The sequence below is a fragment of the Bacillus sp. AF62 genome (assembly GCF_050312695.1).
GTDB lineage: Bacteria > Bacillota > Bacilli > Bacillales > Bacillaceae_G > Bacillus_A > Bacillus_A cereus.
This window is the reverse complement of sequence record NZ_JBNPJZ010000013.1, coordinates 1-19,571: the sequence shown is the minus strand read 5'-3', so window position 1 is coordinate 19,571 and position 19,571 is coordinate 1. Positions and strand designations below refer to the sequence as shown.

Sequence of the window (19,571 nt, the reverse complement as noted above, 5' to 3'; positions counted from 1 at the left end):
CTATCTATTGCATGTTCAGCTAGTTTTTCTGATTCATAACATTGCATATTTATTTTAGTTTTGCAACACCCTCAATAATAAATTGTAAAATAATTGAAGAACCTTGCGATGGTGGTTGGTTATCCAATAAAGTTAGTTTACCAGTACTAACTTCATAGAATGGTTGTGGTTGCAAAATTCCATTGATAAACAAATTTATATACGAAACCTCACTAGGTGAAAGTATATTCGTTGTACCATATTGAGCTATGCCATCTGCATCTGTATATATAAGTTTCTCTCCATCTGAAAAAGTGTAAAATAACAAATTAGTTGTTGTTATAGGGCCAATCCCCCCAGTAGGACCTGTTGCTCCTGTTACACCCGTTGCTCCTGTTGCTCCTGTTGCTCCCGTTGTTCCTGTTGCTCCCGTTACTCCCGTTGTTCCTGTTACTCCCGTTGCTCCCGTTGCTCCTGTTGCTCCCGTTGCTCCCGTTGCTCCCGTTGCTCCCATTGCTCCCGTTGTTCCTGTTGCCCCCGTTGCTCCTGTTGCTCCTGTTATTCCTGTTGCCCCCGTTGCTCCTGTTGCTCCCGTTGCTCCCGTTGCTCCCGTTGCTCCTGTTGCTCCCGTTGCTCCCGTTGCTCCCGTTGCTCCTGTTGCTCCTGTCGCTCCTGTTACTCCTGTTGCTCCTGTTGCTCCTGTTATTCCTGTTGCCCCCGTTGCTCCCGTTGCTCCTGTTATTCCTGTTGCTCCTGTTGCTCCTGTTATTCCTGTTATTCCTGTTGCTCCTGTTGCTCCTGTTGCTCCTGTTGCCCCCGTTGCTTCTGTTGCTCCCGTTGCTCCTGTTACTCCCGTTGCTCCTGTTGGAATATATATTGGTGGAAGAGCTGGAAATGTAGGTCCAATATTCTCAGGTTCTATCTTACCTTTATTTATTGATAATTTATCATTCCGCTTCAATTTAATTCCTCATTCCACATATTTTTAATTAACTTACATAAGTATGAGTCTATTATTAAGGAATACTTTCATAACTATTCTTTTTTCTTTCCAAATGATTCATACAGTTATTAAACATTTTACCGTTGCTTTAACTACTACTATTAATATAATAAAATGATAGTTCCATTCCAAAAACACGAAACTTATTGCATTCTAATTTAAAAATGAGGTGATTTAAATTCAAGATAAAAATGAAAAAAGAATAGAAGAACTAGTATTAATAGCTCTTGAAATTATTCTTCCATACAGACTTACTGGAAGTACTGGACCTACCGGAAGTACTGGGTCAATAGTTACAACAAACTCTATGTTCGCTAATAATACATTAGGTATTAGGTGGAACTAATATTCCTCTTTCTAATAACCAAAGCCTCGGTAATTTTACAGTTAACGCCTCAAACGATATATTTACAATTCCTGTAACCAGAAGATATCCTTTAACCTATCAAGTTAATACGACAACTGCTCTACTCACTGGAACAAAACTACTATTAAACGCTTCTACTCCACTTCCTGGTTCTATTTTTTCTCCCGCTATATCAACTTCAAATTATAACAATAATTTAATTGCCGATAATACAATTTCCCTTCAATTATTCGGCGTATTATACATCGTTAATTTGGTTGGAGGTGGTTCAACAGGTGCCTCTCTAACAATTATACGAATCGATTAAAAAATGATTCATTCTTTTTCTAATAAACATTATTAAATACTAAGTCTATCATGATAAAAACCTCCCAATTAATTCATAAAAGTGATGGCGCATTAAAGAACAAATTGCACTATATTCATAGTAGAAACTATCTATACTAAATTTTCCGTATATATATTATCAATTTACACTGACTTCCACCGATGTTACATTAAATATGAAGACAGTTTCTCTTTTACGAACCATCTCAATACGTATTTGAGAAACGTACTCCAATCCTATACGCGAGAGCAATACTATGTTGACACTCAGATGAGTGTCTTTTTTTGTGAATGATAAAAAATAAAAACCATCTCTTATAGATGGTTTTATCTTTTGTTACTATAAATATAAACTTATGCAGTTGGATAATAAATTGTCATGCTTAATCGAGTCAAAGATTTCCCTAAATTATAATAAGAGTGTGATCTATCGGCCTTAAAACGAATTGAATCTCCACTATTTAATGTATATTTACAGTTATTCACTTTTACTGTCAATTCACCTTCAAATACCGTTATAAATTCTTCTGCGCCTTCTTTATGCCCTTCTGAACTTAATTTCCCTTCTGTTTCTATTTCCACTGTATACATTTCAAAATATCTATCATCTTGAAAAGGGAAAGAAGGATACACTTTATATTTTCCATTGTCTTCAGACAATACTTGAATATCCTTTCTTAAAATCACTTTCGTATCAGGCTGAGGATTGTTGATTAAAGAAGTAAAAGAAACTTTCAAGCCATTTGCAATTTTCCATATTGTTGTTAGTGTCGGGCTTGATTCCCCTCTTTCAATTTGTCCAATCATCGTTTTACTCACACCCGTTAATTGGGAAACTTTTTCTAAACTTAATTTTTCTTTTTCTCTTATAGTTTTTAAATTTTTCGCCAATATAAGTTGAATTTCTTCCATAAAAAACACTCCCACACTATATACAATATAACGACCGTTATGTATAATAAAAAGCGCACGTTATATTGTTCTTTTCAGTCATTATAACACACACAAATAATTAGGGGGGTCCAAATGCCTATATTTTCTTTTTTGTTATTTGTATTTATAAGTAGCTTCACACCTGGTCCTAACAATTTTTTAGCGATGACATACGCAAATCAACACGGATTAAAAAGAAGCATGAAGTTTTGCTTCGGAGTAGCTTTTGGTTTTTTCATCCTCACTTCTTTATGTAGTTTCTTTAATGTTGTACTACTTAATATCTTACCCATAATCGAATTCCCTTTAAAAATTTTAGGTGTAGCGTATATGTTATATTTAGCTATTAAAATACTTACTAGTAAAAGCAGTACGAATCCCGTTGAAAAAGATAATAAAAACTTATTCACAGTTGGGATTTCTCTTCAATTCGTTAATCCTAAAGGGATTTTATTCGGACTGACTGTAGTATCGACTTTCATACTCCCTTACTACAATTCATATTCAAGTTTTATACTTTTTTCATTATTTCTAGGTGTAGTCGGTTTAATGAGTACATTTAGTTGGAGTTTATTTGGTTCAATATTCCAAAAATTATTAGTAAAACATAACCAATTATTTAACATCATTATGGCCGTATTATTAGTTTTCAGTGCCGTTTCAATCGTTATACACTAATTCGATGCTCATTTTAGATTTTGTACTTTTTAATACCACTCTTCATCAATCAGACTACTTTATATACTAATCCATCCACATACCCTATATGTTTTAAAACTTTTAAGAGGAAATCTTCTAACAATAGGTTTCCTTCCATATCATATTAAATAAGAAGCAGGTTAAATGCGGAGGTGATTTTGATTAAGACTACTTTAATTTCTCATTTTTACAATGAAGAATATTTACTTCCATGGTGGTTAATGCACCATACAAAGCTATTTGATCACGGCATTCTTATTAACCGTGGATCCACTGATCGGTCAGTTGAAATCTGTAAAATATTCGCTCCTAATTGGGAAATACGAAACTCAAAATCACTCGAATTTGATGCTTATTTAGTTGATCAAGAAGTTATGGAAATTGAAAGAGAACTTACAGGATGGAAAATGGTATTAAATACGACAGAATTCCTATGCTGTTATAATAAAGAACAATTTTTCAAATCACTTAACACTATGGGCGGCAATATGTTTTCAATAAGAATGATTATGATGATTGATGATCCGACTTATGGCTACACTAATCCAAGATATAGTTCTCCGCTTGTTAAACAACGTTACCATGGCATAATAATTCAACCTAATCCAAATCAACTATATCTTAACGGTAGATTAATTCACAATAATTCGCACGGGAACTATAGAGTCGGGAGACATGGTTCGCATTATCCTTATAACATTTACATAGAACCTGCTTTTATTTTTAAATTTTTTTATAGTCCATGGAACGATGCAATGAAAAAACGAAAATTACAAATTGGGCCGACTCTTTCTCAACATAGTGTACAGCGTGGACTAGGTTCTCATCACTTAACAACAATTGAAAAATTAGAAACAAAATACAAATTCTATGCAACTTTAACTACGGACCTCCGGTTATTCCCAGAATACCAAATTATATTTCCTGACCTTTATCCTTAATGTCTTGAATATTTAGTTTCCACATCCATCCTTTTTTTATTAACATACCAACTCCAACTAAATACTTTTCTCTAGTAGAAATCTGAGCTAGGACTCTTGCTGCACGCAGATTCCTCTTATTTAATCTCGTATCACTAGCCTATAATCTTTCATACCATTTCATTGAGCACCTGATGTTGGATCAGAAATAAAAAATGGTAATTCATTTGGAAAATTTTAAATTTCAAATTATATACCTTCTAAAATAAAGAATTCAAACAATAGAACCTAAACTAATGTTTTAAGTTATGGCTTTATTTTTTCTTATTATTCACTTTAAAATCTTTTTATAATAATATTGAAAAATACGGTATAATATAAGTCACTGTTCTTTGGGAGGGTTATAATGTCTGATAAGTATAAAATTTTCATTCTTATTGTTACCGCATCTTTTTCTTTCTTTTCCTTAATAAAAGATTTCCGCAACACTTCAAAAAGTTTCTTTTGGGGTAGTTTTGTAATTCTTACAAGCTTCATAATACTTTTAACACTCGCTTTAGATTTAACTCCAATACTCCTATATTCAACGCAAATTGCGCTTGAGATTATTACAATACCACGTATATTAAGACTGTTTTCATGAGCATTTCGTAAATGTATGATGTAACTGATTAAAGCTATTTTCAAAGACGATATATCGGCGATAATTTATGTCTATTTCTTATAGGTGTTAGCAAGTTCGTTTGCAAACTTGTTAGCACTTTTTTATATTTCTTCTATAAATAAATCCCCCTTAATATAATCTAAATTTTATATATTTACTTTTCTTCTATTTATCTTATAATTTTAATTGGGAGAGGAAGGAAAAAAATGGTTCAAATCAAAGTGACACCTGAAATGCTAGAAGATGTTGCAAATCGTGCAAGTAATACCAGGATCGCATTAGAATCTATACATAATAATTTATGTAATGAAATAGATCATTTGTGTTTTCAATGGATTGGTGCCTCTAACCAACAGTTCATTCAAATGTTCAATGATGCAAGACCAAAAGCTTTTACATCTATCAATTCGATTATAAAAGTGGAAGAGGATTTGAAACGAATTGCCGAAAAATTCCGTACCGCAGATGCTTCATATGATGGAAATCTTGAAGAAGGAGCAATGTGTGGTAAGTTAAATAGTGAGAAAAATGATGGATCTTTACGTGACAAGGTTTGGCATGGTCTCAAGGAAACTTATGAGGATCTTAGTAAAGTACAAAATTCCGATGAGTCTTTATATGATAAATTTAAACATGGTATCGATGCAGCGTATAAAGATGTGAATAAAATAAAAGACACTATAGATGATGAAATCGCATCTGCTTTTGAAAAATCTGGATTAGGTGTCCCCTATTACTTAAAAAAGGGCGTGGGCGACGCTATAGGTGATGAATTATTAGGACTTGCAGATGCAGTTATCCATCCAATTGACACATTTAATAACACGATTGAAGCCGTTTCTCACCCAGTCGAGACGTTCAATGCGATAAAACAAACAATTTCTGATTCTTGGAATCGTGACGTTACCAATGGTGACTCGTATAGTGGTGCAGCATGGTATGGAAGCGCGGCTGGTCATACTATATTGGCTGTTGGACAACTATTCGTAGGAACAAAAGGCGTGGATAAAATTGCAATGTTGAACCCTGGCACAAAATTAGCTGAGATTTCACGAACTGCTAATCAAAGCTTGCAAGACGCTGCATCCTTATTCAATCGTAATCACAATGAGTTTGCTTTCGCTGGCGGAAATAATATACGCTCTGCATTTGATACACCTGATTTTAGAAAAGCTGAAGATACTATTTTATCTGCTGAAAACATAGATAGATCAACCCAATATAGTCCACGTGTATTTGATGGTGATTTAAAGCAACACGAAGACAAAGGTGGACATTTAATGGAAAAGCATGTTGAAATATCTAATGAAGCATTGGCTCAACGCTTAAAAGACGATCCCGATATCACAGGGTCTTCATCTTTTAATAATTTAGAAACAGCCCAAAAAATTGCTGATGAAGTGTTAACCAATCCTCGAAATATACGTAAAATAGAAAGGTGGTTAGATGATCCCTACAGCCCGCCAACTCTAGCGTTTAGGTATAGAGGTGATGAAGTTATTGGTCGATCTATTGTAAGAGGATCTGAAAATATTTTAGAGGTAACTAATGCTAAAATTATCTTAAAAAAAGACGGACAAGGAAGTTATATTCGAACAGGATATCCCGTAAGATAGAAATTTAGGAGGATACTTATGAATGATAAAGATTATATGTATGAAGAAGTAAGTGATTTTTTAGACGGAACATTTCATCAAGATATGGGAACAGTAGAAAAAGCCTTAAATGAATTTATAGAAGAAGCTCACAAAGTGTGTATAGAAAATACTGTAAAGTACATAACTGAATTTTTAAAAAGTGATTTATCCACGCAAGAAAAAGAAGCGTTCATTGAATATTATACTGAAATTTATTTTCCTTCTTTAAAACTTAATCCTATAGAATGGCTTGAACAAACAGTTGAAACGTTAAAACAAGCATTAAAAAATCATTAGTAAAAATCGACCGCCCGTAATAGGCGGTCTTTTCTTCGTATTACATAACAAAGCCGTCCAATTAAGGGCGACTTTGTTATACATCAAACTATTCTTTTGTAGAAAATTACTTCACATACACATAGGCTTCATTTGCTGTTACATAGTATGTTTTACCTTTGCTATTGTGAACTTTATATTGTGGTGAACCATTAACACTTACTTTTGCATCAATTGTGAATCCTAATCCTGCATCTACAGAACCAGCCACATCTTTATCCTGCCAAGATGGAGCATCATAGAATCGTAGATTGTTAACTTTTGAAACAACACGCTTTCCAACAATAGAAGAATCTACTGTGCTTTTCTTATTAAACTTCACATAAGATGGATCGTTCTTAACCCACTGATCTCCACCAAGATTTAACCAACCATCCTTTTCCGCCCACACAATATAAGATTCTGGTTTGTTTAATTGACGAATCTTAGAATAGCTTGTACCTGGTCCTTTACGTAAGTTAACGTTGTAACCTTCAATATAGGCGATACCGTCTGTTACTGCTGTTGGTACTTCCGCTGGTTTAGATGGCTTCTCAGGAACAGAAACATCCGCACTAGAATTATTGTATGCTCGTTGTACATCTGCTCTAAATTGAGCTTCTGAAACGCCATGAGACTTTAAGTAATCAATTGGATCTTCATGATCTGTACCACCAAGGTAATGTGTTACATCGCTATGCGTCCATAATCCTTTTTCTACAGATATCTTGTTATCTTTTAAAATTTTTGCTAAAAGTTTTACATACTTTTCATAAGAACGCTTGAATTTTGTATAGTCCGCTGTTTCGCATAACTCTACATGTACAAATCGTTTATTAGCAGCAGGACCGCCACCATAAGCAATGTATTTTGTATCAGCAATTTGGATTGTTTCGTCCCAATCGACTGCATAGTGAACAAATGCATTTCTCCATGTTCGAGACTCATATTTTTGAATGTTAATAGCTGGAGCTTCTGCAGTCGCTGTAGAATGTGCTACAACGCCCTCATAAGCACCTACACCATAACGGTATGGTTGTTTCGGTAAATCAGGAATAATAAGTGTTCTATCAGCAAAAGCACTTGTAGCAAAAGAAACAGCAAGTACTAGAATCATAAGGAACGAGGTAATATGTTTCATTGTCTTTTTCATTTAGCATCAACATCCTTTTTTATAATTTTTGTGTGGTCAAATAATCCACTTGCCGACAGTCCAATGATGATTCCTTGAAATACATTTGTTTTGATATCTCCGCCCATAAATAAAACGCCTAGCACAATGCCAAGCGTTAAATTGAGTAACGGAACATATTTTGTTTGTAATCCAATTGTTTTTACAATCTGTGAAAGACCAACCACAATTCCAATCATTACAGTAATTTCAAACATTACATACCACCTCGGACATATCCATCCGTTGTTAAATAGAAAGTTCGTCCATCTTTAACTTTACCCAAGGCTGAACGGAATACTTTAATCGACTTATAATCTTCATATTCATGAATTTCATCGAACCAAACTGATCCAGGACGTCGTCCATCTTTCGTTCTAGCATTAGAAGTATTGAATTTCATGTGAGATTTGTTTGTTTTATGTTTAATTAGTACCTTTGTAGCACTAAATGATTTCTTTAAAACCTTATTTGCAGGATTTTCTATTACTTCCTTCACGTCATCGAATGTAGTTTTTGCTTGTTCTTCAGATGTCGCGATCCATTCAATGTGATATCTATCTATACCAAACTGTTTAGATAGCATATAGAAGTTTAAATATCCGGCATATCCGTTTTTACCACCGCCACGTCCCATCAGTATTAATATTTGATTCCAAACAAGACGATTGGTGTCCTTATAACGAACGCCGAACACACAAGCGTTAACAAAACGTTGCCATGCGAATAATTCGAATGGAAAATATTTAGCTGGGATATTAACACTATCCTCAATAGCTTGAACATCAACATAAACATTTGGATCATCTAAAGTTTTTCGAACTAAGGTCATTAATTGTTTTTGTTCATTACAAGAACGGATAGATCCGCTTTCCACAGCATGCATGTACTCACTAATGAAAGGATGATATTTATAAGGAAGATTAGACTTCTGCATCGTCATCATCCTCACATACCGCCTTAAGTCCTAACTCATTAAGAATCTTTAACATTTGCGTGTTAGTTTTATTCAACTCGTTAATGCTATCGTTTTTTTTCATAAATCCATTAGCGCCTAGTACAGATACACCGCGATCTTTTACATCAGCTATCAATCTGTTTTTTATATCCCAAAATGACATATAATCTTCTACTAAATCCATAAAATGAGCGTGTATGATACCGTTCGTGCCGAGTTGTTCATATAAATCATCTCTTATTTTATTTCTAAGCGTTTTTTCTCTGTTTTTTTGAAGTTTTGCAACCTTTTCCGAAACATTTTTTAGACCTTTTTCATTTATCATGTCTTCCCAATAACGGCTGCGCCATGATTTAACAGTGCTAACAGATACGCCATATTTATCCGCGATATCCTTGTATTTAACACCTTCTAAGAAATCTTTGAACGCTAATTTATATTTACTTTGTTTTCCGCTCACAATATCACCACCCCGCTTTTTCATTGGATTTTTTCGAAGATTAATTTTAAAAATGACACTTGTAAAGACGAGAATAATCATGTATAGTTTTACTTAGAAGGAAACAGTGGCGACGGTCCACTGATTACAAATACATATCGAAAATTTTAATCATCCCAGAGAAGGGATGGTATTTTTTTTGCCTTTTTTTCTATTCCCACGCGCGTAACGCGAAAATAAAAAGAGAAATCCCCCCTCGCGTTGCTCGGTCCCCCAGCAAAATTGTTTCTATATTTTACCCGGGGGGTGTCTTAGGAAATTTATTTTAATTTAATTCTTTATCTAACTTCTTATTTATCTTATCGATAACAATGATATTTACATTGCAAATCATTAAAGCTATTAGAAGAATGTTTATAAGTAAGTTAATCATTTAATAGCTAAACCAAAGAATAGCTCAGCATATTCAATAATAATATGAGCTTCTGTTAAAGTCATATTTAGATAATGTTCTAACCAATGTTCACGTAGACTTTTCTTTACAGTTTCAAGTGTAGTCTTCTCACATGCTCTTGGATTACATATGTGACGTATCAGTTTGTATGTTGTGTAGATGTCACGCTGAAATTGTTTAAATATATCTAAAGCGCGTTCATCATCTGTTCCGTCTTTCATTAATGTCTTGATGAATTGCAAGTCATATATGTTACCTTGTATCATTAGGCTGTCCACACTTACCACCTCTCTTCATCTACTATCGTGCAACGCTTCTTCACTATGTTTTTCTCTTTGCCATGTTCTTTGTTATGGCAGCGAATGCATAGCGTTTCTAGGTTGCTTAATACGTACGCTAAATCTGGTCTGTCACGTAACTCTTTGATGTGATGGACATTCCTACCTTTGCTGTACTTACCTTTGCGCTTGCACTCCTGACACTCACTGTTATCTCTCTCTAACGCCTTAATCCTAATGTTCCTTCTCCAATAAGAATGCTTATAGAACTTGATAATCTTATCTTGCTCATATAGTTTATTAATCTCTTGTATCGTTAGAGGTTGCATCATCTCACCCCTTATCTTTCATTGCTTTCAATTGTTCCATTTCCTTTCGCAATGATAGTTCAATTTCAAAATTAATTTCCCGTTCTCGCCTCTTCTCTAACCAAGAACAGAATACAATTCCGAATAAAGAGCCTACACAAAAACCGATCAAGAAATCTAACCATTCCATTACATCACCTCTTAATCCAAAATAAAAAGCACCCGTATGGATGCTTTGAAATTGGTTATTAATTTATACTTTAATTACGGTACGTGAAGTTTTATTCTTATTCCAATCACCTAATGATGAACTGCTGATACGCATCAACAATATTAAGTAACTGGAAGAAGAGCAAAAGCTCTCCCTAATGACAGTATCATTCAATCATTACCATCTGCTGGTTTCGGATTTTATGTGCGTCATTATGAACCGTTTAGAAATTTAGAAACAACATAGTAAGTTGTGTTTTCCGCCACTTCTCACAATACAAATATATCACGTAGATTCCAAAACAACCGGCACATTTCCTGCCAAAAATCGGTCACGACTCTGCCACTCTCTTTAATATAAAACTGAACGTAACACTACAACACCACCAAGCTGTTTTAATATATCTTCTTTAGTGGAATTCATAAAACTCTCATATGCGTTATGATTTACTAATAAAATTGTGGCTTCTTTTAAATCAAATTCAAAATCACCTTTTGTTCTCCATTCTCTTTCATGAGTCCAATCTATGATATTCTCTTCATCATCTAAATCAAAGTTTACTATTCTCCACCACTCTTCTTGAGGTAGAATTTTTTTTGCAATTTCTTTCTTTTCATATAGTACAGGTCTACCACCTTTTTGATAAACATAATGCTTTGGGAAAGCTATTCCAATTGGAACATATCTTCTTTGCGCTTCCTCTTGATTACGTAGTTGTTCGAATAAAGTATTCTGACATACACCACTCAAAGGCATATCTTGAAAACATACTGCTGAATTAGGGCCATTAATATATCCTGATTTAGTCGTACTTCCTTTCAATGTTTTCGATTCTAAAATTTCTTGCAAAACACGTTGAGCACTTTTTAATCGTTTTCCACGATTATCAAATTTCCCTTTAGTTAGATGGACTAAGTAACTACTTATATCCGTTCTATGGCGATAACGATCTTCCCATTCTTTAATTTTATATCCCATTATTTGCACATCATTATATATTAATGTAATTTTGTTTATTATATCATATTAGTTACCCATATCTTATATTGTGTGTAACTGAACCCTTTGCTTAATCCCTTGGTATCATTGATTTCATTTCACTTTCTCTTTTGAGTTACACAGTACGAAAATTATGAGTAACCGTATTGAGATACCACTAATATTTTGAAAAACAAGCTAAGACAAAAATAAAATAAGCTGCCCATGTGGACAGCTTATTTACATAATTCTCGTTATTGGAAGTTGATTAATATCAGTTCATTTGTTTTTCGAAAGGAGTTATTTTGTTCGTTCAAAGATAATATCAAAGTAATTCGCGTACCCCATAGTTGGTGGCGCAAATAGTTGATTTTATAGGGGGAAAACCTGTAACTAAAACCTAATATAGGTGTTTTTGTTTAAATTTTGCTTAATTCTCACCGGTAATTAACTTAAAATTTAGAAATCGTTATATAATGAATTTAATTTAAAATTAGGAGTGATTAAATTGCCAGATATGATAAACCTCGTTCTTTTCATCATTATAGCGAGGTGTTAAAACTTCTAATAGAAAGCATATTCGATTAAGAAAGAAGGGGTAGTTATGAAAACTAGTGAAGAAACGCATTGGCAAAGGTTTAAACGTAAGAGTAAATCCCCGAAAGAGTGGTTAAAGAAAGTATACGAATTTTTTATTAATGAACACGTATGGGATGCTATCTTTAAAGTGTTCCTTAAACTAGTATGGGCAGTAAAAGGTATGGGGAAAAGCTTGAAACGGGTAATAGAAAACATATTCAATTAAATTCTATTCTTTCATACCTTCCTCTTATAGGAAGGAAATATCAATCACTGAGCATTAATAATTTTTAACTGAGTAACAGTTCCAAAAATGATTTTTAATAGAAAAAAAGGGTTACAGATTCGATTGTAACCCTTTTTCCAAATCTTTTTTGTTTTATACGGCTCCTATAATGATTATAGGACTGAAGTATGATTCGAAATAGCGTTGATTATATGATTCCAATCGTCACAGTGAATCTCGTGACCCGCCCCTTCTAGGGTTAGTAACAAAGCATGGGGAATTTCATCAACAAGAGCAAGACCATGCTCGTATGGAAGCACTATATCCTCTGTACCATGGATAACTAAAGTAGGCATATTGATTCCTTTTAACTTCCCTTCATAAGAATCATCACCTTTAAGAAGGGAGTGATTAAACATACTGAGTAGGTTATTTGCTCGTTTTATTTCTTTTTCTACCTGCTTATAAACCCTCTTCTCATCGAATTTATGATTTGAACCACAGAGTAAATCTGATCCTGCAACCAAGTAATTTGCAACAGATTCTTCATCTGACCAATTTAGTTTGGCCGCATTAGCATGGTAAGCGAGTATCTTCTCATCGATCGGAGGTAAATTCCTGTTGTTGTCTTCAGAACCAAAAATACCTGATGCAATCAAAGTTATACTTAGAACTCTCTGAGGGTTCCTTAAGGCTACAATTTGAGCAATCATTCCACCCAATGACATTCCAACAATATGTGCTTCGTCAATATGATATGCATCAAGTACTCCAATCGCATCATCAGCCATATCTACCACAGTATAGTGGGAACTCCCCGGTTTATAAGTAGTTGACCGTCCGACATCTCTATTATCATAACGAATAACATATCGGCCGGTATCAGCTAATTGTTGACAAAATTCCTCATCCCAATAAACCATTGAACACATGGCTCCCATAATCAGTAAGACTGCTGGATCTGCTGAATCGCCAAAGCTCTCTGTACATATATCAATTTCATTAATTTTAATAATCTTTTCAGTCATGATTAACTCCTCATTTCATTCGTATTTAGTTAATAAAAAAGACACAATCAAATAAACCCACATATTTTTAAAAAAAATAGTTAGGCATAACGAATTGTGTTTAAAATTAACGTAAACGAATGAACTTGATAATCATGTTAAACACTCTCCTATAAAAAGGGAATAAGGGTAAAACCCTTATTTTGATAATAACATAGCTCTATCAGTATTAATATAGGTTCACTTTTTCTTATTTTATAATTTTAAAAATAATTCCTATTGTATGAATCTGCACTCTTAGTTGAAGAAAAGACGATGTATACAATATCCAAACCTAATTAACATAACGTCTCATTATCGACAGAAAGGAACCTTCTATTTTGTTCTATGGATCTATGCATTTTTTATACATTCCTATCCTAGCGCGATTTTAGGGTTATTGTTTGTTACTGGATTAGCCAAAAAACTGTATAAAACCTTGCATACTTTTAACGTGTTTTTTCAAAAATACTACGATACCCCTAGATTTAAAAGAAATAAGCAATGCTTAGATTTTAAACCTAGTCGTTGCTTTATCCATTGCATCTTGATTTACACCTATATAACGTAACGTGACCTTCTCTGACGAGTGATTAAATATCTCCATGAGTAATGCTATGTTTTTTGTTTGCATGTACATGTGATACCCGTATGTTTTTCTTAACGTATGTGTTCCTATTTCATCCAACCCGAACTCTGACGCTGCTCCGCTTAATATCTTATATGCCATGCTACGACCAATAGGACGATTCTTATCTTGTCTGCTTTGCAATAAATACTCATTGTCTTCCCTTTCTTCAATAAACCATTTCAGTTCTCTTTTCAGTGCTGCAGTAATTTGTATTCGTTTCTGTTTCCCTGTTTTCTTTTCTCTCATAGATATATGACTGCCCTTGACATCTCCTACCTTCAGTTTCAAAATATCCGAGATTCTAAGACCTGTATTAATGCCCATAATGAAGAGAATGTAATTACGTAAGCTCTTTTCTTTAAAATAATCTTTTAGCTGCTGTATTTCTTCTGGATCACGTATTGGCTGAACAAAATTCATTATTCTTTACCTCCAGTCTCTTCTGTCTCGTAAACTTCTAATCCAAGCGCAAAAGCAAGTTTATAAAACGCTTTAGACTTCCAACGTCGATAAGTACGCTCTGACATCCCTATTTCGTTATAAACCATGTAATCACATACGTCCTCTTCTTCTAAATACCGTTTATAAATAATATCTCTTTGTATACTTCTTGCACGTCCGTTTCCTAATCGATTTAGAAACTGATCAATACGTACTGACATTCTTTCAAGCCACTCTTCTCGTTTACTTTGTTGAATATTTGCTATAGCAACATCTTCTAATGGCTTACCAACTGTATGTGTAGAACCGTGCTCACGTATTTCATAAGAAGGAGTGACTTTCATTTCTTTACGCATCATCCCAAATTGTCTATGTATACGTACGCTTTCCAACACACCTTCTAATTCCTCTTGTGTCGCTGTTCTATCAATTTTTGGTAAGAAAGATAATTGTTTAGTCATGTAAGACCACTCCTTTTTATTTTTAGATTACTTTTGTCTTATTGCTCCACGTCTTTGTTCGTAACAAGGTCTATGCATCCCCATTAAATCCTCAATTTCACGAGTACTTAATTTCTCTTTTGGTTTTTTCTTATTTTTCTTCTTTCCTTGCTTGGATTGATTTTTCCATTCATGTAACTGATCCTTTAACACCCTCATTTCCCCATCTCCCTTTTCAAAATAAAAAGGACACCTATTCCTAAAACAGCTTTAATTGCTGCTTTAATGAATTGGTGTCCTCTAGTTTTCTAGCCGGACTATATTCGAATGTTATTTTAAATATCCCAATAGTCACTATTAACATCATTAGTATATTTGCTGATTCCTCCTTGAATAAATCCCTAAACCTTGTCCATACTATAAATGTACTTGAGTTCTGAACTTCCTTCTTAACGCTTTTTTGGAGAGTAGTTAGCTTTTGCTAGCTGCTCTTTATTTGTACAAGGTACTCAATTGACTGGCGCACATATAATATTCTGAGTTCCTTTCTTTATAAAATAGTCGTTATAAAATGAGGCTCGTCACGAGAGCACTTTACTAAGTGCTCTTTTTATATTCCAACTTAATACAAAATGAAATTTTTATATTAATCTTCCTCAAGTTCTGTAACAGTTATATAATTTCTAGCATTCTTCCGGCTTGCTATTCTCCTCTGATACGCTGGTCTTGTATAAAAACGAACTGTGGAATGAAGTACGCTCATATAATCAGCGCATTCCTGTATAGTTCCGATACATAGCAATGATTCACCTTTATAAACGACGTACTCCTTTAAGTTCATTTCTCAGTCTCCTTTTCTATAAAATGAAGTATTTATATAAAGTTTTCTCAACACTTATACACTGGGAGTAAATTCCCTTTTATGGTAACATATTGGTAATCCCATAAAGTTCTATCGTTCCATTAAAAGGACCCGCACCCCTAATCGGGTCCTTTTTAATGTTTTCTATTAAAATAGCGTTTTTTGTTTAGTTTCACTCTAAAAGTAAAATTTTCATTTTTTCATTCAACCAAGTTCATAACATATTCTTTTCCCCCCGATAAAATAATGATTAGGTGTCCCATGCGCATTTTATCCACTGGAAATAATACTTTCACGTACTTACGTATTAGAAACTTCATTTCTGCTTCTTCTGCAATAGTAATTTTATTCACTTTTTTCATACATTTATGAAACATTCACATGTTATCTTCAATATGTTCTATTCTTTTTGAAAAACCATGTGAGAATACCAAAACAAAAAGCCCTAGAGCCCTAACTCTAGGGCTTCTTGTTTTCAAATAAGAATTTTGTTAAAAAACTGCACATTTATTAAGAACATGCTTAAAATATAATGTGGTATTCTTTTTCAATATTAATGTTTATCCGAGAGCGCCTTGAATGGCGCTCTTTAATTTTCAAATAATTACGAGAGCGGATTTTATTATGTCGTACAAGCACTACTTCGCTTTATTAAATAGACTATATAGACATCTAAAAGAAGGGAGCTTTAAATTCATATGGCTGATTACTTTTATAAAGATGGTAAAAAGTATTATAAAAACCAAGCGCATTCGGGCCCTCAAAAAAATAACTGTTTTGTTGAGACTCATACAATTGGTGGTTCAGGAGTAAATTTAAATGGAAATATACCTATATCTATTGACCTCCTAGATACCACTCCACAAACAGTATTTGAAGATTTCACCAACAATCACAATAAAACATTAATTCAGTTATTTGTTGTCGGCATGAGTGCCCCCGTTCAAGTAACTATTCTAACAAGAAGATCTAGCGTACCAATCACTACTATATTACAACCCGTTCAAACAAAAATATTTCAAGTTGAAGATTTTCAAAGTCTTACTTTTACAAAGCAGGAAGGTCCTGCTAGTGTAGTTAGTTTATTTATTCAAAAAACATTTTGTATCTGCTGTAACGGTAATAACGATTCATGTAATGAATATTACCACGAGTGCAATTAATAGATTAAATTGCCAGAAGAACTCTTTATATAAAGGGTTCTTTTCACTCCCCTCATTTCCCCGTTTTTTATTAAAATAACTATTTTGTTATATTCCTTGCACTTTTAAATGAGACAAGCATATATTGTAGTATAATGTTTCATCACTTATTTACACTTCCTTTTTTTCAAGAGTACATATTCGATATGTACTCTTTTTACATCACTATAAAATAACGCTTTTATTTATTTTTTAATACGCTTTTCCAAAAAAACATGTACTATCCCATCGCCATCAAATTAAAATCTAATAGATTCCCAGAACGAAAATTTTAACTTTTTTTGTAACAACGAAGCTCTGTTATCGTTTTTAGAATACTTCATAACCTTAGCTTGATAGGCATAGGGCGAGACCCCTAATTTAGTAATTTACGTAGTACGTGCCGGAACCAAATCTATCAATCTAACATATTGTATAAAAGTAACTTTAAACCTATAAAAAAGTTGCTAAGGAGGTTAATATAAAATGGCATCATTTGAAATTGGAGCAAGATCTCTTTTCAATTTTCGAAACGAACGCTTTTTCTTATTAGTTGAAGATGAAATTACAATTCCAGATAAAGGTGTAGAAATTGATCCAGTTAATATCTACGAAATTGATCAGCAAACTTTCAATTTTATCAGAGATGAAGGAGATACACCTGTAATTGAACCAGTTGATACACTTCCAACTGTACCACCTGGATTTAAATTAGAACGAAAATGTATTTTCACAGTCGACAATTCATACTTTGTAATATACGATTTAGAAGATGATACTGATAACAACGTCCTATTAAGAATCAGTGCAGCATTATTTAATTCATTAAGAAATTCTGGTGTTCGTGAATGTTTTCCTCAAAATTTCATTTAAGAACTTAAATGAATTAGACCTCAAATGGAATACTCTTTGAACAATTTAACCCCTCGTAGTTTTCTACAAAGGATTAAATTGTTATGTAAAAATTTTTTTAATTATTAGTAGTTTTTAGCGGTTTGGTAGGTACAATTGCTAGTTTAAGTCGAGCCACCTATTTTGGTTAGCTTGATGGGTATGATGTACTACCCACAAGGCGTTTTGCTAGTGTCCCTAATCTAGTAAAACGCCTTTTTACGAATTACATTCCCTATCTCTCTTTCTTAATAAAATCCAAATTTGGTCTTACTTTACATCTACACGTGTTTGACTTGCTTCCCGACTAAAACCATCAGGATATCTTTTAGCTAATTTTGCAATATTCATTTCAGCAATATCTTGTAACGTATATCCCAGTTCGTGCGCCATAATTGATAAATAATACAGAATATCTCCAATCTCTAATGCTAATTTATAAGTGTTTCCGTCCTCTTCTCCTGGACAATGCGATGGTTGGAAACCATGTCCATGATAAATTGCTTTTTTTACAATATCGGCAACTTCACCAGCTTCGCCTGTAAGTCCTAAAGCTGCATTTGAAACACGTCCTCCAAAATCAGTTTTGTTATTCCAAGTTCGTAAAGTTGCTTCCTGATAATCATTTAATTCAGCAATCGATAAGATACTTGCAATCTGTAAAACTGTAGCTTCATTTATAACCTGATTCTCATTCTTAGCTTCACTCATTAATTTAGTTGCTTCTAATACACCATTTTCCATAACGTTCATTTTGTTTTCCCCTTCCTATTTAGCAAATCCCTAATCCTATCGGACGATTTTCAATTAAATACTTATCCGCTTGATCTATTACAAGAAGCGCAACTTCCGCTTGGTGTCTCCTTAACGCTTTGGCCATCTTCGGTAAGCTCATACCTTGACTCCACATTTCACGAAAACGTAATACATCTCTTTCATCCCAAAATCAAGGATTTAAAGGCTATGTATTACAATACCACGTAAACTCTTTCTACCATCTGTCACTGAAGCTGCTAGTATTTGCTAACAAAGTATTTTAATTTTCTTATGCATGCCAAAATATATTTTGGTAAATTTGACACACATTTATATCAAACAAGCATATTTTATTGTATGGTGACTATCTAAAAATACAAATTTTAAATTTTTATAAGATCTTTTTATTTTTAATTAAAAATTTACAACATTCTAAAACAGTATGCACATAATATCCTCAATTCCCTTTTTCAACATGAAACTTGTCTCAGAGCGCCTTTAAAAGCGCTCTTTATCTTTAATAAAGGTTTTATTAAAATTTAGGTTAAAAATTAATACCCTATAGTCAGGATAGCTATTTACTGTTTCCAAAATAAGTTGCATTAATAATATAGAAATGAAATACCTATAAAAATTATTACTTTACTATTTCTTTAAACATGCTAGTGAGGTGATTTCGATAGATTATCAAAACAAAGATATGTTCATTAACTTTTCACTTTTAGATATTAACCGTATTATTCTCCCACATTCTCCTACTGGGCCTACCGGGGCTACTGGCTCTACCGGCTCCACTGGACCTACTGGTTCCACTGGACTTACTGGCTCCACTGGGCCTACTGGAACTACTGGCTCTACCGGTTCCACTGGAACTACT

Annotated in this window: 23 protein-coding genes and 4 pseudogenes; 9 read left to right on the top strand and 18 right to left on the bottom strand. The window is 33.6% G+C overall.

Annotation, left to right across the window (positions count from 1 at the left end; translation table 11 throughout):
* Positions 1–49: 49 nt before the first annotated feature.
* On the bottom strand, positions 50–940 hold the full coding sequence (locus ACQRBL_RS02580) for a DUF4183 domain-containing protein (RefSeq protein ID WP_411996330.1): 891 nt from the start codon (positions 938–940) through the stop codon (positions 50–52).
* A gap of 220 nt (positions 941–1,160) precedes the next feature.
* Between ACQRBL_RS02580 and ACQRBL_RS02575 the strand changes: the two are divergent.
* A pseudogene (locus tag ACQRBL_RS02575) lies at positions 1,161–1,656 on the top strand (BclA C-terminal domain-containing protein).
* A gap of 374 nt (positions 1,657–2,030) precedes the next feature.
* Here the strand turns inward: ACQRBL_RS02575 and ACQRBL_RS02570 are convergent.
* Entirely contained in the window at positions 2,031–2,588 is a 558-nt protein-coding gene (locus ACQRBL_RS02570; protein WP_097920091.1) for a helix-turn-helix domain-containing protein, read from the bottom strand.
* A 114-nt stretch (positions 2,589–2,702) separates the two neighbouring features.
* Between ACQRBL_RS02570 and ACQRBL_RS02565 the strand changes: the two genes are divergently transcribed.
* The 5 genes from ACQRBL_RS02565 (at position 2,703) to ACQRBL_RS02545 (ending at position 6,826) form a co-directional block, all read left to right on the top strand.
* On the top strand, positions 2,703–3,287 hold the full coding sequence (locus tag ACQRBL_RS02565; RefSeq protein WP_001121284.1) for a LysE family transporter: 585 nt from the start codon (positions 2,703–2,705) through the stop codon (positions 3,285–3,287).
* A 179-nt stretch (positions 3,288–3,466) separates the two neighbouring features.
* On the top strand, positions 3,467–4,249 hold the full coding sequence (locus ACQRBL_RS02560) for a glycosyltransferase family 2 protein (protein ID WP_033692643.1): 783 nt from the start codon (positions 3,467–3,469) through the stop codon (positions 4,247–4,249).
* A 385-nt stretch (positions 4,250–4,634) separates the two neighbouring features.
* Positions 4,635–4,871: a hypothetical protein gene (locus ACQRBL_RS02555; RefSeq protein ID WP_001281134.1), complete on the top strand. Its 237-nt coding sequence runs from the start codon at positions 4,635–4,637 to the stop codon at positions 4,869–4,871.
* 227 nt (positions 4,872–5,098) lie between these two features.
* A complete protein-coding gene (locus ACQRBL_RS02550) occupies positions 5,099–6,508 on the top strand; it encodes a WXG100 family type VII secretion target (protein ID WP_411996329.1) in 1,410 nt (469 codons plus the stop codon).
* Positions 6,509–6,526: 18 nt separating this feature from the next.
* The gene (locus ACQRBL_RS02545) at positions 6,527–6,826 is read left to right on the top strand and encodes a contact-dependent growth inhibition system immunity protein (RefSeq protein WP_000998176.1); all 300 of its coding nucleotides are present in this window, start codon (positions 6,527–6,529) and stop codon (positions 6,824–6,826) included.
* 106 nt (positions 6,827–6,932) lie between these two features.
* Here the strand turns inward: ACQRBL_RS02545 and ACQRBL_RS02540 are convergent, their stop codons facing one another.
* The 8 genes and pseudogenes from ACQRBL_RS02540 to ACQRBL_RS02505 form a co-directional block, all read right to left on the bottom strand.
* Entirely contained in the window at positions 6,933–7,997 is a 1,065-nt protein-coding gene (locus ACQRBL_RS02540; protein WP_427733833.1) for an N-acetylmuramoyl-L-alanine amidase, read from the bottom strand.
* Entirely contained in the window at positions 7,994–8,233 is a 240-nt protein-coding gene (locus tag ACQRBL_RS02535; RefSeq protein WP_427733831.1) for a holin, read from the bottom strand. The genes ACQRBL_RS02540 and ACQRBL_RS02535 overlap by 4 nt, the downstream gene beginning before the upstream one ends.
* Before the next feature lie 2 nt (positions 8,234–8,235).
* Positions 8,236–8,961 (bottom strand): annotated as a pseudogene (locus ACQRBL_RS02530) (terminase large subunit domain-containing protein); the annotation flags it as partial.
* Positions 8,939–9,433 (bottom strand): P27 family phage terminase small subunit, encoded by a 495-nt coding sequence (locus tag ACQRBL_RS02525; RefSeq protein ID WP_097920121.1) that lies wholly within the window; start codon positions 9,431–9,433, stop codon positions 8,939–8,941. The gene ACQRBL_RS02525 and the pseudogene ACQRBL_RS02530, both read right to left, overlap by 23 nt.
* Before the next feature lie 408 nt (positions 9,434–9,841).
* The gene (locus tag ACQRBL_RS02520) at positions 9,842–10,087 is read right to left on the bottom strand and encodes a hypothetical protein (RefSeq protein WP_043924788.1); all 246 of its coding nucleotides are present in this window, start codon (positions 10,085–10,087) and stop codon (positions 9,842–9,844) included.
* Positions 10,088–10,146: 59 nt separating this feature from the next.
* The gene (locus ACQRBL_RS02515) at positions 10,147–10,473 is read right to left on the bottom strand and encodes an HNH endonuclease (protein WP_023521916.1); all 327 of its coding nucleotides are present in this window, start codon (positions 10,471–10,473) and stop codon (positions 10,147–10,149) included.
* A 4-nt stretch (positions 10,474–10,477) separates the two neighbouring features.
* Positions 10,478–10,642 carry a hypothetical protein gene (locus ACQRBL_RS02510; RefSeq protein ID WP_000455006.1) on the bottom strand — a complete coding sequence of 55 codons (165 nt, stop codon included), beginning with the start codon at positions 10,640–10,642 and terminating at the stop codon, positions 10,478–10,480.
* Positions 10,643–11,014: 372 nt separating this feature from the next.
* Entirely contained in the window at positions 11,015–11,641 is a 627-nt protein-coding gene (locus ACQRBL_RS02505; RefSeq protein ID WP_000540784.1) for a hypothetical protein, read from the bottom strand.
* Between the two features lie 604 nt (positions 11,642–12,245).
* On the opposite strand from ACQRBL_RS02505, the gene ACQRBL_RS02500 reads away from it, so the two are divergent.
* Entirely contained in the window at positions 12,246–12,446 is a 201-nt protein-coding gene (locus ACQRBL_RS02500; protein ID WP_000858032.1) for a hypothetical protein, read from the top strand.
* Between the two features lie 173 nt (positions 12,447–12,619).
* Here ACQRBL_RS02500 and ACQRBL_RS02495 read toward each other — a convergent pair whose 3' ends face one another.
* The 5 genes from ACQRBL_RS02495 to ACQRBL_RS02475 form a co-directional block, all read right to left on the bottom strand.
* A complete protein-coding gene (locus ACQRBL_RS02495; protein WP_023521913.1) occupies positions 12,620–13,474 on the bottom strand; it encodes an alpha/beta fold hydrolase in 855 nt (284 codons plus the stop codon).
* 526 nt (positions 13,475–14,000) lie between these two features.
* On the bottom strand, positions 14,001–14,543 hold the full coding sequence (locus tag ACQRBL_RS02490) for a site-specific integrase (protein ID WP_327879770.1): 543 nt from the start codon (positions 14,541–14,543) through the stop codon (positions 14,001–14,003).
* Entirely contained in the window at positions 14,543–15,025 is a 483-nt protein-coding gene (locus ACQRBL_RS02485; RefSeq protein WP_098515677.1) for an ArpU family phage packaging/lysis transcriptional regulator, read from the bottom strand. Before ACQRBL_RS02485 ends, ACQRBL_RS02490 begins: the two co-directional genes overlap by 1 nt.
* A 27-nt stretch (positions 15,026–15,052) precedes the next feature.
* On the bottom strand, positions 15,053–15,223 hold the full coding sequence (locus ACQRBL_RS02480) for a hypothetical protein (protein WP_098515676.1): 171 nt from the start codon (positions 15,221–15,223) through the stop codon (positions 15,053–15,055).
* Between the two features lie 427 nt (positions 15,224–15,650).
* The gene (locus ACQRBL_RS02475; RefSeq protein WP_023521911.1) at positions 15,651–15,845 is read right to left on the bottom strand and encodes a hypothetical protein; all 195 of its coding nucleotides are present in this window, start codon (positions 15,843–15,845) and stop codon (positions 15,651–15,653) included.
* A 719-nt stretch (positions 15,846–16,564) separates the two neighbouring features.
* Here ACQRBL_RS02475 and ACQRBL_RS02470 point away from each other — a divergent pair.
* Positions 16,565–17,029, top strand: a complete 465-nt coding sequence (locus ACQRBL_RS02470) for an exosporium protein D (protein ID WP_411996328.1) — start codon at positions 16,565–16,567, stop codon at positions 17,027–17,029.
* Positions 17,030–17,533: 504 nt separating this feature from the next.
* A complete protein-coding gene (locus ACQRBL_RS02465; RefSeq protein WP_023521909.1) occupies positions 17,534–17,920 on the top strand; it encodes a hypothetical protein in 387 nt (128 codons plus the stop codon).
* A 288-nt stretch (positions 17,921–18,208) separates the two neighbouring features.
* Here ACQRBL_RS02465 and ACQRBL_RS02460 read toward each other — a convergent pair whose 3' ends face one another.
* The 3 genes and pseudogenes from ACQRBL_RS02460 to ACQRBL_RS02450 all read right to left on the bottom strand — a co-directional run.
* Positions 18,209–18,691 carry a nucleoside triphosphate pyrophosphohydrolase family protein gene (locus tag ACQRBL_RS02460; protein WP_097920084.1) on the bottom strand — a complete coding sequence of 161 codons (483 nt, stop codon included), beginning with the start codon at positions 18,689–18,691 and terminating at the stop codon, positions 18,209–18,211.
* Positions 18,692–18,710: 19 nt separating this feature from the next.
* A pseudogene (locus tag ACQRBL_RS02455) lies at positions 18,711–18,881 on the bottom strand (helix-turn-helix domain containing protein); the annotation flags it as partial.
* A gap of 500 nt (positions 18,882–19,381) precedes the next feature.
* A pseudogene (locus ACQRBL_RS02450) lies at positions 19,382–19,571 on the bottom strand (hypothetical protein); the annotation flags it as partial.